The organism is Tolypothrix sp. FACHB-123 (assembly GCF_014697075.1).
Lineage (GTDB): Bacteria > Cyanobacteriota > Cyanobacteriia > Cyanobacteriales > Nostocaceae > Aulosira.
The window spans coordinates 16,723-35,737 of record NZ_JACJRE010000004.1 but is presented as its reverse complement, the minus strand read 5'-3'; the positions used below and the strand labels follow the sequence as shown (position 1 = coordinate 35,737).

Genomic DNA, 19,015 nt, shown 5'->3' with positions numbered 1-19,015 from the left:
TTTTAAGCAAGCATATAATAATCTCGAATTGTTTCCACTTCTGGAAAAGAAGATTTGAGAATTTTGGCAACTACTTATAATAATTTTGAGCGTGAAGATGTAAAGCAGTCAGAGTTTTTAGAATTACTGCATGGATTGTATATATTGGAATATCGTAATGATGAAACTTGGTATGATATTCACCCCATTCTTGTAGAAACTTTGAGACGTAGGGGGTTGATTAATTAATGATGAATGAGGAATTACTGACAGATGATGACAACAGAGATGCTTATGATTATTTAACTATTTCTATTGAGACTAAAGCCAATCGGTTAAATTTGCTAATTGCTGTGTGTGATGATGCTAGTTTTCGGGATGAAATTATTGCTGAGTATGAAGCAGAATTACAGCCGCAAATCCGTTGTTATCGGGTGACATTGGCAAGGGATGAGCCGAGTTTGACGGCTGCTATTTCTCAATTAGTAAAAAGTGAAGAGTATTTGCGGGAAAATAATCCAGCAGTAATTACGGTGACTGGTGCAGAACAGCTTCATTTTCTTAAATTGGGTAAGGAACGTTCGGAACAAGAAGTTTTTTTTGGTTATTTACAGTGGACTAGGGAAGCATTGAGGGCATTTCCTTTTGCCATTGTGTTGTGGGTGACTAATCAAATATTAGTTGAGTTAATTAAAAAAGCCCCTGATTTTTGGAGTTGGCGCAATGGTGTTTTTCGGTTTGTATCAAGAAAGAAAAATACGGTTGCTGGTAAAGATTTAGAAGCGATTCGTTTTGCTTTCCGGGAGCATGAAATTTCCGGTTTGGATGATGAAAATGATTATTTGTTGCCTATAGAAGATTTACAAGGGTTTATTCAAGATTTAGAACAGCGCGGTGTTAAAGATACAACTTTAGCGACTTTATACTTTAGCTTAGGAGATATTTATAGAAAAAGACTCAACCAAGGCGAGTTTCAAGATTATAAGAAAGAGCAAGAATTAGGCATTGAGTATTTAAGCAAAGCTGTAGAATTGCAAAAAGAATTAGGTTTAGAGAAAGACTTAGCCACCAGCCTCAACAACCTAGCAGCACTGTACGATTCCCAAGGAAAATACAACCAAGCTGAACCTTTGTTCATCCAAGCTTTGGATTTATTGCGACGCTTCCTCGGTGATGAACATCCAGATGTTGCAATTAGCCTCAACAACCTAGCGGAACTCTACCGTTCCCAAGGAAAATACAGCCAAGCCGAACCTTTGTTGATCCAAGCAAAGGATTTAAGGCGACGCTTGCTTGGTGAGGAACATCCAGATTTTGCAACTAGCCTCAACAACCTAGCGGAACTCTACCGTTCCCAAGGAAAATATAGCCAAGCCGAACCTTTGTACATCCAAGCTTTGAATTTAAGGCGACGCTTGCTCGGTGAGGAACATCCAGATGTTGCAACTAGCCTCAACAACCTAGCAGCACTCTACGATTCCCAAGGAAAATACAGCCAAGCCGAACCTTTGTACATCCAAGCTTTGGATTTATGGCGGCGCTTGCTCGGTGAGGAACATCCAGATGTTGCAACTAGCCTCAACAACCTAGCGGGACTCTACGATTCCCAAGGAAAATACAGCCAAGCCGAACCTTTGTACATCCAAGCTTTAGAATTAAGGCGACGCTTGCTTGGTGAGGAACATCCAGATTTTGCAACTAGCCTCAACAACCTAGCGGGACTCTACGATTCCCAGGGAAAATACAGCCAAGCCGAACCTTTGTACATCCAAGCTTTAGATATTTGTGAGCGACAATTAGGGGAAAATCATCCTAATACTATTACTGTTAGTGAAAATTTCGCATCTCTTCGCGATCGCCTCGCCTCAGAAAAGTAAAATTCAACTTCTCAGCCTCATAAATCAAGGTTTAATCTCCAAGTTTCGTGTTCTGAACTCAAAATTTCCTGTTCCAAACGAGAACGTTTTTGTTCCAAGTGAGAATGCTCTTGTTTCAAGTGAGAACGTTTTAGTTTCAAATGAGAATGTTTCTGTTTCAAGCGCGGCGTTTTGTGTTCTGTGGTGGAATGATGGAGTTGTAAAGGCGATCGCTTGACTTCATAACCTCAAAACTGGGGTTTGGAATGAGAAGTTTCTTGTTTTGAGGGGGAATGATGGGGTTGTGAAGGCGATCGCTTGACTTCAAAACTTCAAAGCTGGGATTTGCAACGAGAAGTTTCTGATTCTAGCTATGAAATATTACCCAACAGAACTAGTAACTTCACGGGGATCATCTAAAATTGATAAATCGTGCGGCTCATCTATCGCAACTTTTTGCGTTCCATTCACTAGAGAGTCTTCCAGTAACTTAGGGTAGCTATTTATTCCCCTTTTTGCTTCATCTGTAGCGCAGACTTCAATATCTTGTAACTTTTCTTCTGCTTCTGAAGGTGATAAAAACGCAATATCTATTAAAGGTAAGGCTATAGTTACTGTTGTCCCTTGATAAAGTCCAGCACTCTTGAGGGTAATGCTACCTTTCATGAGTTCGATTAAGTTACGCGAAATCGCTAGCCCTAATCCTGTACCCTCTATTTTGCGTCTGCTGGCACCATCTACCATCATAAAGGGGCGAAATAGTTTATGCTGTTGGGCAGGATCGATGCCTATGCCTGTATCTGTGACATGTATTAATACTTGTGGTTGATTGTGGCTTTGTTGAATTTCACAAGCTATGGTAATACTGCCTTGTTCTGTGAATTTAGTTGCATTACCAATCACATTAATTAGTACTTGCTTGAGTTTTGCTGCATCAGCTTGAACAGGAATTGGTTCGCTACCCAAATCGGTTTTTAACTGCAAGTGTCTTTGTTGAACATTGACTGATTGTAAGTTAATTACTTCTAAAAGTAATTGTCGCAGATCAAGAGGTTCTGTAACTACTGAAAGTTTACCTGCTTCAATTTTAGAAATGTCCAGCAAATCATTAATTATTCCTAATAAATGAATTGCTGTTTCATCAGCACGCTTGAGAAATTCTATTTCTTCTTCGCGGTTATCACATAAACCATCGTGAACTAGGCGCACACAATTAATAATAATATTTAAGGGATTGCGTAATTCATGGGAAGTTGTGGCTAAAAACTGACTTTTAACTTGATTAGCAGTTTTTGCTTCTTTCCAAGCTATTTCTAATTCTTCAGCCCAGGCTCTCAGCCTTTCAACCATTTGGTCTAGGGCTTGTGCTAGTTGATTAAATTCTCTAATTTTAAAATTATGGGGTATTGGTTGGGCTTTGTGGTGACTGTCAATATTGAGAGCATAATCTCGCAATTCTTCTACAGGCCCTGCTAGGTAAGGTGCTAAATATAAGGATGCTAATAAGCTAGCACCTATTAAACCAACTGTTAAAACTATAAGAATCAGTTTGATTTCTTCCAAACCAAACAGAGCATTATCAACACTGGTTACAGCTAAAACAATCAATTTTTGCGGCGATTCTTGATTGGTAGGATCGAGAATTGCTGTATATCCAGCTAACAGTTCTTGTCCTTCTTGTAAGGACAACATCATAGATCCTGGTTGCCCAATAAATATATTTTGAATGAGATTTGGAAATTGAGGCTTAGTTAAATACTCTTGAATATTCGTCCCCAATCTTTCTGGTGTTGGATGTGCCAAGATGGTACCATCTTCAGTAAAAACTACCAGAGAACCTGAAAGGGAACCTGGACTATTTTTAGTTTGTTGATATAATGCTGACTTAATACTTAAGCTATATTGCAGTTCACCTGCTTTATCGTAGATTGGTGCAGATAATAATAATTGCAGTTGGTTTTGGGGATCTCTAGAACCTGTGGTTCCAACTTTTGGCGGTAATATAGCTTGGATATCAACACCGACATTGGGAAAAGATGAACTCGGTTCTTCAATTTCGCGATCGCCACAGGTGCTGGCAACTATTTTCTCAGTTTTTACATCTTTTAATTGAATACAGTCTATTTGGGTTGGCAGTTGTTGTGATATCTCAGTGAGAAATTCTTCCGTCTCGATGGGCGAAGGTGATTCTATTATTTTTGTTCTACTGATAATGAGTAAAGTAGTTTTCAGGGTAGCGATCGCATCTCTAATCTTCTCCCCTTTAATGACAGCGCTTTCTGTTAAATTATGCCGAGCATTTTTCAATAGGCTAGTGCGTGCCTTGTTTAAGGCCACTATCTCTCCTATCAATAATACTGGCACAAACACCAGCAATATTCTGGTCAATAATATACGTCTAAAGGATGATTGACGAGGCTTTGCCATCGAATGTCTCACTTCGCATCTGCAAACCACAATAGCTAAAGATATGCAACTAATCCAGCCAAATGAGACATTTTATGAAGTTATGTCTACTGTATTGCCAAGTTTTAAACATATCAAAGCTGGTATCCGCAAAATGAAACATGGTATACCAAAACCCTTGAAGGTTAGATGTAAAAAAGACTGGTGTTGCATATGTATACAGTTGGGAAATTAGTAAACAGCAACTTGCAAGCATGGATTTTTGTTATTCAACACACCCACAAGCAAAATATTAAAACTATCAAAGCAATTCAATGGTGCAACATCGTCCTCATACCACAGTGGTTTTGGCAATGAGTGCAGATGGCAAAATAGCAGATTTCAGGCGAGCACCTGCTCGGTTTGGTTCAAAGGCTGATAAAGCACACCTGGAAGAACAAATTGCTGCCTCTGACGCCGTTTTATTTGGTGCTGGCACTCTCCGTGCTTACGGTACGACACTTACCGTATCACATCCAACACTGCTGCAACATCGAATGCAGGAGGGCAAATCTGCCCAGCCGCTTCATATAGTCATTACACACTCTGCTAACCTCAATCCGGAACTTCACTTTTTTCAACAACCAATTCGACGCTGGTTGCTCACGACTACAGCCGGGGGACTTTCCTGGCAAAGACGTGAAAAGACACTTCCGAAGACGGGGGACGCTCCCCCGGTGGAATGCGCTGCAAAATTTGAGCAAATTTTGGTTTTTGAAACCGCAACTGGCAAGATTGATATACTTGCAGCATTAAAACACCTGGCATATCTACATATAACACGCCTAGCAATATTAGGGGGTGGTGAGTTAGTAGCTTCAATGCTGGAATTAGATTTAATCGATGAATTATGGCTGACAGTGTGTCCTTTGATTTTGGGTGGTGCTAATGCACCCACACCTGTGCAAGGTGAAGGATTTATGGCAAATGTCGCTCCCCACCTACAACTTCTGGAAGTCCGTCAAGTCGATCAAGAAGTGTTTTTACACTATAAGCTGCAACAAACAGTAGATTAGATTACTCTATTAGGGGTTGGGCATTGGGCATTGGGCAAAAGTCAAATAGAATTCTTAATTTTGAATTTTGAATTTTGAATTGTTTGTCCCCCCTTGTCTCCCTTCTCCCTCTCCCTAGCCCCTAACCCCTCACCGTCCCTCACCAAAAAACCACACGATGATAGAAAAACTAAAACCTCGCTATTCTATCGTTTGGAGCGATAAAATTGCTGAAATCCCGCAACAAGCTTGGGATGCTTTGGCTTTACCGCTGAAAACTCCTTTTTTAGAGTGGGAGTGGTTGAATAATTTGGAAATCTCCCACAGTGCTACTAGGAGAACTGGTTGGTTACCCAATCACTTGACTGTATGGCGTGACAAAACGCTAATTGCTGCGGCTCCTCTTTATCTTAAAGGACACAGTGCTGGCGAATTTGTCTTCGATCACCAATGGGCAAGTTTAGCTGAACGGATTGGGGTGGATTATTACCCGAAATTATTGGGAATGACGCCGTTTACTCCGGCTGAAGGCTATCGGTTTTTAATTGCGCCTGGAGAAGATGAGGATGAAATTACAAGTTTGATGCTGCATGAGATTGACTCTTTTTGCAACCAGCATCGGATTTCTGGCTGTCATTTTTTATATGTCGATCCCGAATGGCGTCCTGTACTGGAACGACAAGGCTTTACCAGTTGGTTGCATCATAGTTATATCTGGGACAATAGTGCATTTAAGAATTTTGATGATTATTTAGGGGTGTTTAACGCCAATCAACGCCGTAATATTAAGCGGGAACGTAAAGCGGTGGAAAAAGCGGGTTTACGGTTACAACCGCTGACTGGTGAGGAAATTCCCCATTCGCTGTTTCCTTTGATGTATCAGTTCTACGCAGATACCTGTGACAAGTTTGGCTGGTGGGGTAGTAAATACCTAACAAAACGGTTTTTTGAACAGTTACCTGGTAATTATCGCCATAGGGTGCTGTTTTTTGCTGCCTATAGCGAGCAAGATAGCCGTCACCCAATAGGAATGTCTTTTTGTTTATTTAAGGGCGATAGACTGTATGGACGCTATTGGGGAAGCTTTCAAGAAATCGATTGCTTACATTTTGATGCTTGCTATTATGCGCCGATTGAGTGGGCGATCGCTAACAATATTCAAAGTTTTGACCCTGGTGCTGGTGGAAGACATAAAAAACGGCGCGGCTTTCCTGCTAAACCCAATCACAGTTTACATCGCTTTTACAATAACCGTTTAGGACAAATTCTGTTGCCTTATATCAGTGAAGTAAATCAACTCGAACAACAAGAAATTGACTCGATTAATGCCGAGTTACCCTTTAGTAAATGAGATATTTAAAGACAATAAATTACACTATAAATAGTCTGTATAAACTTGGCAAAAATTTGCTTTAAAAAATGACTATGGATTTGATGGTAGAAGATTTGGCCGCGATTGACGAACAGCTCTCTGCAAGACATATTGACCTTGACCCTAGTGGATATTTCATTATCTACTTGGATCGAGAGGCAAGATTAATTTATGCCAAGCATTTTACAAATGTAATTGATGAGCGCGGTTTAGCTGTAGATCCAGAAACGGGACAGGTAATTCCTGCTAGAGGAAAAGTAGAACGAACTCACACAACTGTATTTAGTGGGAGAACTGCTAAGGAACTTTGCGTCACAATATTTGAAGAAACTCAGCCCTGTCCAGTTAGTCTTTTAGACCATGCAGCTTACTTGGGCAGAGAATTTGTCCGGGCTGAGATGGCTTTAGTGACAGGGCAAGAATATATTCAAGATTGAAATTTATTGCACATACGCAACAAAAGACTGAATTTTGTCATTAGTCATTGGTCATGAGTCATTTGTCATTTGTCAAAAAGAATGACCAATTATTGTATGGTGTCTAGTTAAAGACATACCCTTAAGACAGCAGCAGAGCAGGGGCAAGCAGCGCAAGGAATTTTGGATTTTAGATGACAATCCAACAAAATTCAAAACTTGTGCTGAGCTTGTCGTTGGCGTTGCCTCTCCGCCAGGAGAAGTATCCAAAATTATTTCCCATGCTCCATGCCCCATGCCCTATGCCCTTAGTTATTAACCATTGTTAGATGGTTGATTAACTTGATAGAGATAATAGGTTGCCATTGGGATAATAGTGGCGGCGATTAATAGTCCTACTACCCAAGCTGTCGCATTACTTTGGTCAGTTTCGGAGGCTTTCTTGAATGTGCCTTCTACCTGTACTTTGTCTACAACTTTTGGCGGGCCGGGATCGGTTTGTCCGGAGAGGACAGCAACTAGGCGATCGCTCGCATCCAAGAAGGCCTGGTTGTATTTGTTACCATCTCTCAGTGGTGCCATGACAGTTTCCGAGGCTACGCTTTCGGCTATAGAGTCTGTCAGCAACGACTTGACTTTATCTCCGGTAACAATGGCTGTACCATTGGTGACAGTATCAATTAGCAATAGGGTTTGATTAGCTTGTGCTTCTTTGGTTGGGAACCACTTTTCAAACAGTGCTTTGGCAAAACTGTCTGGTGTTTCTCCATAGTCAAGCCGGCGAATGGTGACAATTCTGGTTTCATAACCAGTTTGCTTTGCTAAATCTGACAAGGTGCTGCTAATCTTGCCTTCGTTCACCCGACTAATTGCATCGGCTTCATCTACCACCCAGGTGCTGTTATCTGCTGCTAAATTGGGTATTTGATATACACCAGTAGCTAAGGCGGAAGGGACAACAACAAAGGAAACTAGAGCGATCGCCACTAATGGCAGAATTAGCTTAATTAAGTATTTGGGAATGATAATTGCTTGATTGAGGAGCTGTTTCATTTGATAAACTCTCAAAGAGACTTGCACCAAAAATACTACACAACCCATGTCAAAATCACCTGGTTGATAGCTTTTTTGGGCTGAAAGTTTTTTGCTATACCCCAAAGATAGATTTTATTGCGTTTCGCTTGTCAGTAGTGGCGGGTTTATTCATAGCGTTGTTAATCAGCGAGGATATCTGTAAACCCGTCCTTACAGTTGTGTCGGAAATATTTTCCAGGAATTCCGCCCAATTAGAGGTAAATTTTCTAATTGGGCGGATTTTGCAAACCATTGCGGCATATTACCATAGAATTGAATATTTTTTGTATTATTAATTGATTATCTTAATCTTTTCTCATCTATTGAGTTAGTTAGCCTTCAATTAATTCTGCTTTCTTGATGTGGGGTGCAGCCGCGTAACGCCGTTCAAATTCTGGAGGAGTTAAGCGATCGCCACTTTGAAGCGGGGGTGAGTACTCTCTAACAATTTTTTCATCCTCAAAGTTGCCGGATGATCGTTAATGTAGCAAACCTTTGTATGTAAAAATTGCAGATTAATTTACAATGTTAAACTTGTAAATAAAGGCAACTATTGTTATTAGAGAAGGCACTGAGAAAAGTTCAATGAATACTGTTGTTCTAAATCTTGAACCAATCGCTCATTTAAACGATGAGCAATTTTATCAATTGTGTCTTGCCAATAAAGACTTAAGCTTGGAAATGAATGCAGCAGGAGAATTAATAATTGTGCCACCAGTTGGAGGAGAAAGCGGCAATCGAGAAGCCGACTTAATTACTGATTTGAATAATTGGAATCGTCAAGCTAAATTAGGAAAAGTTTTTAGTTCTTCAACTATTTTTACATTGCCCAATGGTGCCAAACGTTCTCCTGATGCAGCTTGGGTAAAGTTGGAAAGGTGGGAAGCTTTAACAATAGAACAGCGTAAAAAATTTCCGCCCCTTGTACCAGATTTTGTTATTGAACTGCGTTCAGAAACAGATTCACTCAAACCTTTGCAACAGAAAATGCAAGAATATATAGACAATGGTTTGCGTTTGGGTTGGTTGATTAATCCTCAAGATGCAACAGTAGAAATTTACCGACTCAATCAATTTGTGGAAGTTGTGCAAATGCCAGCTATTCTTTCTGGAGAAGATGTATTACCTGGATTTGAGTTGCAAGTTTAACTAGACAGTGTGAGGTTATCTAGCTCATCACTTAATTAAGGTAGCTGTAACGAGGGATTGTTAGACTTCAAGGACAGTTGACGCTAAAATTCCAGTGGCTTTCCTCAAATATATGACTATCATCCTCACTAACGACGACGGTATCGATGCACCTGGAATTAAAGCATTGCTCAATGCTGTCAAAGACAAAAATGTAATTATCGCTGCGCCGAGAGATCATCAATCTGGTTGTGGACATCAAGTTACCACGACTCGCCCCATCACTCTTGAGCGACGTTCAGAAACTGAATATGCGATCGCCGGCACTCCCGCAGATTGTGTAAGAATCGCCATAACACAAATTAATGAAAATGTCAAATTTGTGTTATCGGGAATAAATGCTGGCGGTAACTTAGGCGTAGATGCTTATATTTCCGGTACTGTAGCGGCGGTGCGAGAAGCTGCAATGAATGGAATTCCGGGAATTGCCATTTCTCAGTATCGTAAAGCCAAGCAAAATTTTGACTGGGAACTCGCTGCTAAGTTCACAACTAAAATTTTAGCTGATTTACTTGAGCGACCCCTGGAACCAGGACAATTCTGGAACGTTAACTTACCACATCTGCAACCAGGAGAACCAGATCCGGAGGTGGTGTTTTGCCAACCCTGTACTAAAGCATTGCCAATTAACTATCGAGTTGACGGCGATGGTTTTTATTATATTGGGGAATATGGCAAACGCGATCGCACTCCTGGTAGCGATGTAGATGTCTGTTTTGCCGGTAACATTGCTGTTACCAAATTAAGGGTGTGATTGCACAGAAGCTGATTTGTCAACAGTCAACACTCAACAATCAACATCATCCCTATTCTTACTCATCTGACCCTTGTAACAGTATCATCAGCTTATCTAGTGTTTCTGTCAGATGGCCGAGTTTTTGTAAAGAATCATCTTGAGATTCTGCAAGGGTCTGTACAGCGTCGCACAATGCAAAAATCTGATAACCCTGTTGCTGTAACTGCTTTCCTTGGGCTTCGACTTGCACGCTCAGAGTCTCTAGTCGTTGCGCTAGACTCTCAATTGTCTCCGTAGTAGAAAGTACTGCTTCGCCAATTTGCTCAACAATAGATTCCAATCGCCCGACTTTAACTTCCACTCCTGATGAAATCATTTCTTCACCACCCTAATTTTGAAAGTTCAACATCCTAATATCCCTACGGATATTGAATAATTTAATATACGCATTAACACTGGGAAACCGCCACTATTAAAATATAATTGCTAGTTAATACGTATTTATTCGTAGCAGATTATAGCGAGAATCCACTTAATTACAAATTTTTCTCATAATTAGTTACTTTTTTCCAAGCTTGTTTAATCAACTTTAATCCTAAAAATAAAAAAAGTCAGTATATTTGCACTGTCGTTACAATAAATAAGTAATCTTACGGTTAAAGAAAATATTTTTAATACCACTAATTAGAAAATAGAATTAATGCGATCGCCTAATTATTTTCAAAACCCAGATCAGTAGACAAATATGTAGATAAATATAATGATTTAACGTGACAGCTATGTTGCTCCACAATGAATATAGGAATTCGCTACATTTAATATGCGAACAATTGCGGAAATTAACGAAAAAATCAGCAGCCAACGTGCAGTAGTTTTGACAGTTGAAGAATTAAAAGCAAGAGTTGCTGAAGTTGGTGTTAATCGAGTTGCTCAAGAAGTTGATGTAATTACCACAGGAACTTTTGAGCCAATGGAATCAAGTGGTGCAATTATTAATTTAGGACACACCGATCCACCAATTAAAATTCGCCGTTGTTGGTTAGATGGCGTCCCTGCATACTCTGGTTTTGGTGCAGTAGATTTATATCTGGGTGCGAGTTGTCCTGCTGATGCGATTGATGGTGAAGAAGTGCGGGAACGAGGTGGCGGTCATGTGATAGAAGATTTAATTGCAGGTAAAGCTGTACAAGTACGCGCCCAAGGACAAGTTACAGATTGTTACCCCAGAGCTACCTTTGAAACTACAATTATGCGGGAAACAATCAATCAGTTTTATTTATTTAATCCCCGTAATTTGTACCAAAATTTTATTGTTGGGGTGAATGGAGGCGATCGCCCACTTTTTACTTATCTCGGCCCTTTACAACCACGTTTAGGAAATGCAGTTTACTCCAATCCTGGCGCAATTTCCCCTTTACTTAACGACCCCGATTTACAACTAGTCGGTATTGGTACGCGAATTTTTTTAGGTGGGGGAATTGGTTATGTCGCTTGGGAAGGAACTCAACACTTCCCCTTACAAAAACGCCTAGCTAATCATACGCCCATTGGCCCGGCTGCAACTTTAGCTTTAATTGGTGATGCCAAGCAAATGGATGCTAGGTGGGTGAGGGGATGTTATTTCAAAAGCTATGGCCCTTCGTTAATGCTGGGCGTAGGCGTACCACTACCGGTATTATCAGCCGAAGTAGTCGAACATTGTGCAGTGCAAGATCAAGAATTAGTCGCGCCCATTGTAGACTTTTCTATTCCTCGGCGCGTGCGTCCTACATTTGGTTTGGTGAGTTACGCCCAACTCAAGTCTGGGCGTGTCACCATTGAAGGCAGAACAGTGCGTGTTGCACCTCTAGCCAGTTTGTTTTTCTCGCGGCAAGTTGCCTTGGAATTGAAAGAATGGATCGAGGCTGGGAAATTTACCCTCACTGAACCAGTTTCTCCAATTCCAATGGATCGTTCATTTCTCCCTCAAGACCGATGGACGGAATTTTGAGAGGACAAAGAAGCAGAGGGGTAGTGAGCAGGGAGCAGGGGAGAAATAGCAATGCCCAATGCCCCATGCCCAATGCCCAATGCCCAATGCCCTACTCCTGAGTCGGTTTCGGACGCTTAACCGGTTTAGGAGTAGGTGTTTTTGGTACAGGTTTAGACACAGCTGAGGGGTCACCGCCGCCACCGATTTTCTTGACTGGGCGTGGAGTATCGCTACCGCGTCTGGGGGTGAATGGTCTTCTACCACCACCGCCACCACCACGAGGGCCACCACCTCTGAATGGTGGTTTGCGCTTTTTGGGTAAATCCGCGATCGCTTCTGCGCTTTCGATGAGTAATAGGTCAGCTTGTCGCTTCACTTGAAAGTCCCAAAACTTGCCCACAGCTTTGGTTGTGAGAACACCCGTCAGTTTTAATTTAAAATATTTGGGCTTGTCTGTTGGTTTGCGTGGAGCCTGTTTAATCTTAACTACTAAGCTCTTGGCATCAAAAGACTGGTAGACGACTTCACCACGAACGGAAAAACCACCATCAGGAATTTCTGATGAGGGTTTAAGGGTGCTTGGAGATTCGTTGGCACTGTCAGACACAGGCTCTTCCGGGATATCTAATTCTTCTGTTCCCGAATCTTGCTCATCCTCCTCTGTCAACTGTTTAGCCAGTTTTTCTGGCTCCCAAACGCCGACAATTTGGAGGTGCAAGGTATCATTCTCTTGTCTTGTACGTGGATATACTACCCACAGATGTTCTTGTTCTAAATCTAAATGATTCTTAACTAAACTCATAATCCGTCCTAGGAGTACGGCATTGAGTTCTACACCATCACTAGTTAGCAGATTACCTTGAGTGAATTGTTCATCGCTGGCAAGGTAACGACCTCGGACTAACCCGATGGCGCGGTACTGCATCGGTTCACTGGGAGGCGGAATCGGTTGCTGCCGATTAGCTAAGTTCCCATTGGCGGCAGTTTCGCTAAGGTTCACAGGGGAATTTTCTGGTTTAGAGGACTGGGCTGCTACTGTAGGAACACTAGCGGCTGCCTCTACTGTAATTTGGCCTTGGTTAGAGGCAGAAGCATTGGACGATTCGGGCGACGGCATCAGGTCGGAATTCATAAAAAACTCCTTGCGGCGGAGACACATCCCATTGTGGGATTTTACGAAGGCAGCTGAAAAGAGCGTTTGTGCGGCTGATGAAAGTATATTTGCTTTCAACCAACCACAACTGAGCGCTCTTAAGCATTCTAAAGACACAGTTGTACACTAAATGTGTAATTTAGCGTCTTTAGACTAGTTTCGGGAAGCATATCATAGGTTAAATCCTGACGGCTCCTCCTAAAGTCATCACTTACTTTAGCAGCGTGTATAGTTATTTGTTATAAAATTCACAGGCAATCGAGGGTATTCCGCAAAGTTTTGGAAATTTTTAACTTTCGGATTATTCAGATTTATGTAGATGATAATGTCAATTAAAGTTCAGGAGAAATTAGTCTTGTGTCTCAACCGCGCAGCTGGATAGTTAAGGTCGTCTTGGCTTTGGCAGTTCTTACTTTTGTGGGAATTTCTCTGGTTCCCTTAATTTCTGCACTTAATAATAATACAACACAATCCCCAACCCAAAATAATGCCAGTACCAAGGGTAATTCAGCTACCCCTGACCAAAAATCAAAATTACAGGACGAAGTTAGAGGTTATCAGCTGGTTTTGCAAAGGGAACCAGAAAATCAGACTGCTCTCAAAGGGTTGCTACAGGCAAGGCTAGAATTGTTAAGTCTTAAAGAAGGTGATGTCCAGGGAGTCATTGAACCTCTAGAAAAGCTAGCTAAGCTTAATCCCGATCAGACAGAATATACAGTTTTGCTAGCTCAAGCAAAGCAGCAACTAGGTGACAAGGAAGGTGCAGCCCAAGCTTATCGTTCTGTTTTGTCCACAAAACCAGGCGATCTCAAGGCTTTACAAGGTATGGTGTCTCTGCTTTTAAGTCAAAAACGCCCGGAAGCCGCCATTGGTTTATTACAAGATACTTTGACTGCTGCACCCCAAGTCAATAAAATTCAACCTGGTAGTGTGGATACGGTGGGCGTACAGGTGCTGTTGGGCACAGTTCACGCCTCTCAGAAAAGTTATACCCAAGCTATTTCTGTATACGATCAAGCAGCGAAGAAAGATCCCAAGGATTTTCGTCCAGTTTTGGCTAAGGCGATGCTCTTTAAGCAACAAGGTAAAGTTGCAGAAGCGAAAACTTTGTTCAATAATGCCTCAGCTTTAGCACCTGCTCAGTACAAAGACGAAATTAATAAAGCCGCTGAGGTAGCGCCATCTCCTAATCCGGCTACTACACCCTCTGCTGCGGCTACTCCGTCATCTGAAAGCAAACCGTAACAACATTCACTTCACAAGTGAAGATTTTGGGAAATGATGCATTGACAAATTAGGCAAGAAGTGTATTAAAAACTGACAAGAAAATAATTAGCGATCGCGAATACAACTGACCCATGAACTAGGATTTTAAGTCATGATGAGCGATCGCTCCCCAGAATTCCCACTTTTTGAATGCAGTGACATCATCACCAAGGCTGAATTTGGCGTTATCTGCCTATAGCAATAGCATTTCTCTCGCAAATATAAAAATCTATCTCGCAGTTTTATGTAGGCGGCTGTAGAATTTTCGCAGCAGTAGGATTGCGATATCGTGAGAATTTATACTTATTAAAAAATACAGTTAGATAATTTTTTTGATTTGATGTGAGTAGATGTACGGTTTTGGGATTAATAAATATGTCCACTCATTCAGGTAATTAAAAATTAAAAATTCAAAGTTGGAAGTGAGGGGTTAAAACCACCACTAATTGTACGCCACTGATTTTATGAATACTTGGGAGCCAGCTTTTGTGTAATATTTGTCGATCGCTTGTCTAAGCGTAATATTAATGGCTGAAGTTGATGATTAGCGATCACAATATTTGCTATAGCCTATAATTCTTCTGTGAAAGTTACTCAGCAATTCAACTTATTGTTAAAAAAGATTTTACTCGTTTTTTCCATGAAAAAAAACAAAGAAATAATTCAGCTAGATCGCAGAGGTTAACAATGAATATAACTACTGTGGAAACAGGAATAATCTTGATTGTGGATGATAACCCTAATAATTTACAAATACTCTCAGACACATTGATAGATACTGGTTGGAAGATATTGTTTGCTATTAATGGTGAAAGTGCGATCGCTCAAGCTGAATATGCTTGTCCAGATCTCATTTTATTGGATGTAGTGATGCCGGGAATGGATGGATTTACTACATGCGATCGCTTAAAATCTAATCCGCAAACCTGTGATATTCCTATCATCTTTATGACAGCCCTTTCCGACACGGTTGATAAAATTCAAGGATTCAGTTTGGGCGCAGTAGATTATATTACTAAACCATTTGAGCAAGAAGAAGTTATAGCTCGTGTCAAGACACATTTAAAAATACGTAATTTGACAAAACAACAGCAAATTCAAAATCAGCAACTAAGAGCAGAAATAGGAGAACGTCTTGCAGTTCAAGCCAAGTTACAAATGCTGACTCAAGATTTAGAACAAAGGGTTGAAGAAAGAACATCCCAATTATCACAAACTCTGCATAATCTTCACCAAGCTCAAGTTAGCTTAGTACAAAGAGAAAAAATGTCTGCTTTGGGTGAATTAGTTGCAGGAATTGCCCATGAAATTAATAATCCAGTAAATTTTATTTTAGGCAATCTCAGTCATGCCTCAGAATATACACAAAGTTTTATTGATTTATTAAATCTATATCAAGAATACTATCCTCAACCTGTAGCAGAAATCGTTAACAAATTAGCTGAAATAGATCTAGATTATTTGATTGACGACTTTCCTGCAATCATCTCATCTATGCATAAAGGTACAAAGCGCATGGCACAAATGATTCATGCACTGAGGTACTTTTCCTGTCGTGATGATTCCATTGCCCAACCTATAGATATTCATGAAGGTATTGATTCCATATTATTAATTTTACAATACCGCCTCCAAGCAAACCCCGAACGCCCAGAAATTCAAGTTATTAAAGAGTATGAAAATTTGCCTTTAGTTACATGTTTTCTTGCACCTTTAAATCAAGTTTTCATGAATATTTTTATCAATGCAATTGATGCGATAGAAGAAGTATTTTTTAATAATGATTTAGCCTTGTCGCATTATCAAGGACAGATTAGAATCCGTACTAATTTTAATGAACAATATTCAGTTGTTACAATTCAAATTGCTGACAATGGTATAGGTATGACACCAGAAGTTAAGCAACGCTTATCTGAACCGATGTTTACGACTAAACCTATAGGTAAAGGAACTGGATTAGGCTTGTCTATTAGTAGACAAATTATTGAAGAGAAACATAAAGGAAATCTTTGGTTCCGATCTGAAGTAGGAGAAGGCACAGAATTTTGGATAGAAATTCCGATTGTGAGAAACTAATATAGCAATCCTATTTCAGTTACGAAAAATATTCATTTTGGCTGTTGACTGTTGATTGAGATTGAGGATAAGTTTCAAGGCTGACAATCTGAATCATATATTTTGGTAATTGGTATAAGTAACAATTGGAATGCTTACTTACAAAGACGGAATTAAAGTTAATTGTAGGCATTGCCCAGCATATCCCGTGTTTTGTCTACAATGCCTACATAATATATGAGAATTTTGCTGTTAATTATGCGCCTTCAATTGCAGCAATAACACCAAATATCAAAAACAAGCATCCACCCATTAAAGTTAGTTGACGTTCTGAGATTCTACCAGCAATCATTTTGCCACCAATTACAGCGATCGCGGCACAAATGGCGTGTCCTAAAACTGCACCCACAGTTACCCCAATGGGATTATTCCCAGCTGCTAGGGCAATGGTAGCAATTTGCGTGCGATCACCCCACTCTGCCATAAATGTTAAAACAAAGGCTTCAATTAAAATTGACAGTGGTGTTTTGCGTTTGGGTAATTCTAAATCTGCTTGCTTCACCGCAGCTTCGGCTTCTTCTACTACCTCTGTATCGCAACTAGCAGATGACATTTTACTACCTTGATACAGGAGCTTAAGACCAAAGGCAATAAACAAAGCTATTTCCGCATAATGAATATACACCTTGGGCAACAAAGATACTGTTTGTCCCAAAATTACCGAAAGAATGGTCATTGCAGCTAAAGCAGCTACCACCCCAGTAAATACCAAGCGTCGCGAGTGGTGCATTGCTAAAATGACGGCGATAAAAAATGTTTTATCACCTAATTCGGAAACTGTAATTAATAACAAACCTGCGGTGAAAGCTGTTAGCACTCTCTCAAGCTCCTGAAGAATCATTAAATGATGCGAAGCTTGATGAAAGCGCAAAAACTTCACCAAGCTCCACACTTTTTTGTGTGAACTTAGTGAAGGTCTCGCTTCCAAATATTTTCCAAATATTAAATATTTGTCACCTGAACCAGGCTCATCGCCAGTATGTTGATTCAGACGGGCTGGTTTTAAATTACCAGCAGCTACTCCCCTTCTATTCACTCAAAATTGTATATCTGTCCGGGAGATGAGTCAATACACTTAGTAAATATAAACTAATTCTCCTATTTTCCCTTCCCTAGCCACTAGCCCCTAGACCCTCCTGTTAGTTCTGCCTGAGTTTTGGGAACAATGCTGGTTATGCTTGGAATTCTTGGGCGGAAACGGGATGAAAGCGCCATTTTCTCAATATATTAAGTTCAGCTGGATGTTGATTATCTGCTGGCTGCTGGTGTGGCTACCAGTAAGCGCAACACCTGCACCAACAATTGACAATTTACGACAACAACAGCAACAAATTCAGCAACAACGTCAAAATGTCGTTCAAGAACGCGATCGCTTGAATCATATCCAACAGGCTGCACAAAATCGCCTGACAGGGATTAACAAAAATCTGCATACTACTAACAGCAATATTCAATACAGCGAATCGCAATTAAAGCTAGCTTCCGAACGTCTCCAGCAATTACAGGCTAACTTAGAAGCAGCGGAACGTTCCTATGAAGAACGCCAAGTAGCTACGGTTGCAAGATTGCGGTTTCTTCAGCGATCGTCAGCCTATCAAGGCTGGGGGATTTTACTGCAAAGTGAAAATATCAGCGATTTTATCAGTCGCCGTTATCAACTCAAGTTAGTTTATCAAGCAGACCAGAAAATTTTAACTAAACTGAATGAACAAGCTCAAGCGATTATTGAGCAAAAAACCGCAGTAGAACAGCAAAAAAATCAAATTGCCTTAATTAGAGAGCAATTACTAGCGCAAAAATCCGATTATCAATTACAAGCCCAATCACAAGCCGAGTTAATTCAACGCCTCAATAGCGATCGCTTGGCTTTAGCAGCAGCACAAAACCAGCTAGAGCAAGATTCTAAAAATTTAGAAGCGCTAATTCAACAAAAAATAGCCGAAGCCCAAGCCAAAACCAACAGCAGTACTAAAAGCGTCATTATTCGCGGCACTGGAATGTTAGCCTATCCCAGCGATGCAGCTACTAGCAGTCCTTTTGGTTGGCGGATACATCCAATTTTAGGCTATCGTCGCTTTCATGCCGGACTAGATTTTGCTGCTAGCTATGGTAGTACAATTCGTGCAGCTGATTCGGGAACAGTAATTTTTGCTGGCTGGTATGGAGGATATGGTAAAGCTATCATTATCGACCACGGCGACGGTATCACCACACTTTATGGTCATACCAGTGAATTATATGTTTCTGAAGGGCAAGGAGTACAACGCGGACAAGCGATCGCATCTGTCGGTTCCACAGGTTTATCTACCGGGCCCCACCTGCATTTTGAAGTCCGCCGCAATGGTACGCCCGTAGATCCGGCGGCTTATCTTTAGTGACAAAGGTGACAAGGAGAAATAATAAATACCCAATGCCCAATGCCCCATGCCCTATGAAAAATGTGCTATA

General features: G+C 40.7%; 16 protein-coding genes and 1 pseudogene. 11 read left to right on the top strand and 6 right to left on the bottom strand.

Going from position 1 to position 19,015, the window contains the following annotated elements; translation table 11 throughout:
- Positions 1-63 precede the first annotated feature (63 nt).
- Both H6G41_RS03960 and H6G41_RS03955 read left to right on the top strand, forming a co-directional pair.
- Positions 64-228: a hypothetical protein gene (locus H6G41_RS03960; RefSeq protein ID WP_306790416.1), complete on the top strand. Its 165-nt coding sequence runs from the start codon at positions 64-66 to the stop codon at positions 226-228.
- On the top strand, positions 228-1,856 hold the full coding sequence (locus H6G41_RS03955) for a tetratricopeptide repeat protein (RefSeq protein WP_190743813.1): 1,629 nt from the start codon (positions 228-230) through the stop codon (positions 1,854-1,856). Before H6G41_RS03960 ends, H6G41_RS03955 begins: the two co-directional genes overlap by 1 nt.
- Positions 1,857-2,216: 360 nt before the next feature.
- Here H6G41_RS03955 and H6G41_RS03950 read toward each other — a convergent pair whose 3' ends face one another.
- Positions 2,217-4,262: an ATP-binding protein gene (locus tag H6G41_RS03950; protein ID WP_190743811.1), complete on the bottom strand. Its 2,046-nt coding sequence runs from the start codon at positions 4,260-4,262 to the stop codon at positions 2,217-2,219.
- A gap of 293 nt (positions 4,263-4,555) precedes the next feature.
- Here H6G41_RS03950 and H6G41_RS03945 point away from each other — a divergent pair, with 293 nt between their 5' ends.
- The 3 genes from H6G41_RS03945 to H6G41_RS03935 all read left to right on the top strand — a co-directional run bounded on the left by H6G41_RS03945 (position 4,556) and on the right by H6G41_RS03935 (position 7,084).
- Positions 4,556-5,296, top strand: coding sequence for a RibD family protein (locus H6G41_RS03945; protein WP_190743809.1), 741 nt, complete (start codon positions 4,556-4,558; stop codon positions 5,294-5,296).
- Between the two features lie 157 nt (positions 5,297-5,453).
- The gene (locus H6G41_RS03940; protein ID WP_190743807.1) at positions 5,454-6,626 is read left to right on the top strand and encodes a GNAT family N-acetyltransferase; all 1,173 of its coding nucleotides are present in this window, start codon (positions 5,454-5,456) and stop codon (positions 6,624-6,626) included.
- 74 nt (positions 6,627-6,700) lie between these two features.
- A complete protein-coding gene (locus H6G41_RS03935) occupies positions 6,701-7,084 on the top strand; it encodes a DUF4346 domain-containing protein (protein WP_190744093.1) in 384 nt (127 codons plus the stop codon).
- Between the two features lie 294 nt (positions 7,085-7,378).
- On the opposite strand, the gene psb32 is transcribed toward H6G41_RS03935, so the two are convergent.
- Positions 7,379-8,116 carry a photosystem II repair protein Psb32 gene (gene psb32 / locus H6G41_RS03930; RefSeq protein WP_190743805.1) on the bottom strand — a complete coding sequence of 246 codons (738 nt, stop codon included), beginning with the start codon at positions 8,114-8,116 and terminating at the stop codon, positions 7,379-7,381.
- A gap of 356 nt (positions 8,117-8,472) precedes the next feature.
- Positions 8,473-8,586 (bottom strand): annotated as a pseudogene (locus H6G41_RS34950) (Uma2 family endonuclease); the annotation flags it as partial.
- A gap of 136 nt (positions 8,587-8,722) precedes the next feature.
- Between H6G41_RS34950 and H6G41_RS03925 the strand changes: the two are divergent.
- Together H6G41_RS03925 and surE are read left to right on the top strand one after the other, a co-directional pair.
- Positions 8,723-9,286 (top strand): Uma2 family endonuclease, encoded by a 564-nt coding sequence (locus H6G41_RS03925; RefSeq protein ID WP_190743803.1) that lies wholly within the window; start codon positions 8,723-8,725, stop codon positions 9,284-9,286.
- 112 nt (positions 9,287-9,398) lie between these two features.
- The gene (gene surE, locus H6G41_RS03920) at positions 9,399-10,079 is read left to right on the top strand and encodes a 5'/3'-nucleotidase SurE (RefSeq protein WP_190744091.1); all 681 of its coding nucleotides are present in this window, start codon (positions 9,399-9,401) and stop codon (positions 10,077-10,079) included.
- Between the two features lie 58 nt (positions 10,080-10,137).
- Here the strand turns inward: surE and H6G41_RS03915 are convergent, their stop codons facing one another.
- On the bottom strand, positions 10,138-10,437 hold the full coding sequence (locus tag H6G41_RS03915; protein ID WP_190743801.1) for a hypothetical protein: 300 nt from the start codon (positions 10,435-10,437) through the stop codon (positions 10,138-10,140).
- Positions 10,438-10,881: 444 nt separating this feature from the next.
- Here H6G41_RS03915 and H6G41_RS03910 point away from each other — a divergent pair, with 444 nt between their 5' ends.
- On the top strand, positions 10,882-12,051 hold the full coding sequence (locus H6G41_RS03910; protein WP_190743799.1) for a homocysteine biosynthesis protein: 1,170 nt from the start codon (positions 10,882-10,884) through the stop codon (positions 12,049-12,051).
- Positions 12,052-12,142: 91 nt separating this feature from the next.
- On the opposite strand, the gene H6G41_RS03905 is transcribed toward H6G41_RS03910, so the two are convergent.
- A complete protein-coding gene (locus tag H6G41_RS03905) occupies positions 12,143-13,165 on the bottom strand; it encodes a hypothetical protein (RefSeq protein WP_190743797.1) in 1,023 nt (340 codons plus the stop codon).
- A gap of 378 nt (positions 13,166-13,543) precedes the next feature.
- Between H6G41_RS03905 and H6G41_RS03900 the strand changes: the two genes are divergently transcribed.
- Both H6G41_RS03900 and H6G41_RS03895 read left to right on the top strand, forming a co-directional pair.
- Entirely contained in the window at positions 13,544-14,431 is an 888-nt protein-coding gene (locus H6G41_RS03900) for a tetratricopeptide repeat protein (RefSeq protein WP_190743795.1), read from the top strand.
- 708 nt (positions 14,432-15,139) lie between these two features.
- The gene (locus H6G41_RS03895; protein ID WP_190743793.1) at positions 15,140-16,528 is read left to right on the top strand and encodes a response regulator; all 1,389 of its coding nucleotides are present in this window, start codon (positions 15,140-15,142) and stop codon (positions 16,526-16,528) included.
- A gap of 235 nt (positions 16,529-16,763) precedes the next feature.
- Here the strand turns inward: H6G41_RS03895 and H6G41_RS03890 are convergent, their stop codons facing one another.
- Positions 16,764-17,384, bottom strand: a complete 621-nt coding sequence (locus H6G41_RS03890; protein ID WP_190744089.1) for a TMEM165/GDT1 family protein — start codon at positions 17,382-17,384, stop codon at positions 16,764-16,766.
- Between the two features lie 385 nt (positions 17,385-17,769).
- Here H6G41_RS03890 and H6G41_RS03885 point away from each other — a divergent pair, with 385 nt between their 5' ends.
- The gene (locus H6G41_RS03885; protein WP_190743791.1) at positions 17,770-18,942 is read left to right on the top strand and encodes a murein hydrolase activator EnvC; all 1,173 of its coding nucleotides are present in this window, start codon (positions 17,770-17,772) and stop codon (positions 18,940-18,942) included.
- Positions 18,943-19,015 lie beyond the last annotated feature (73 nt).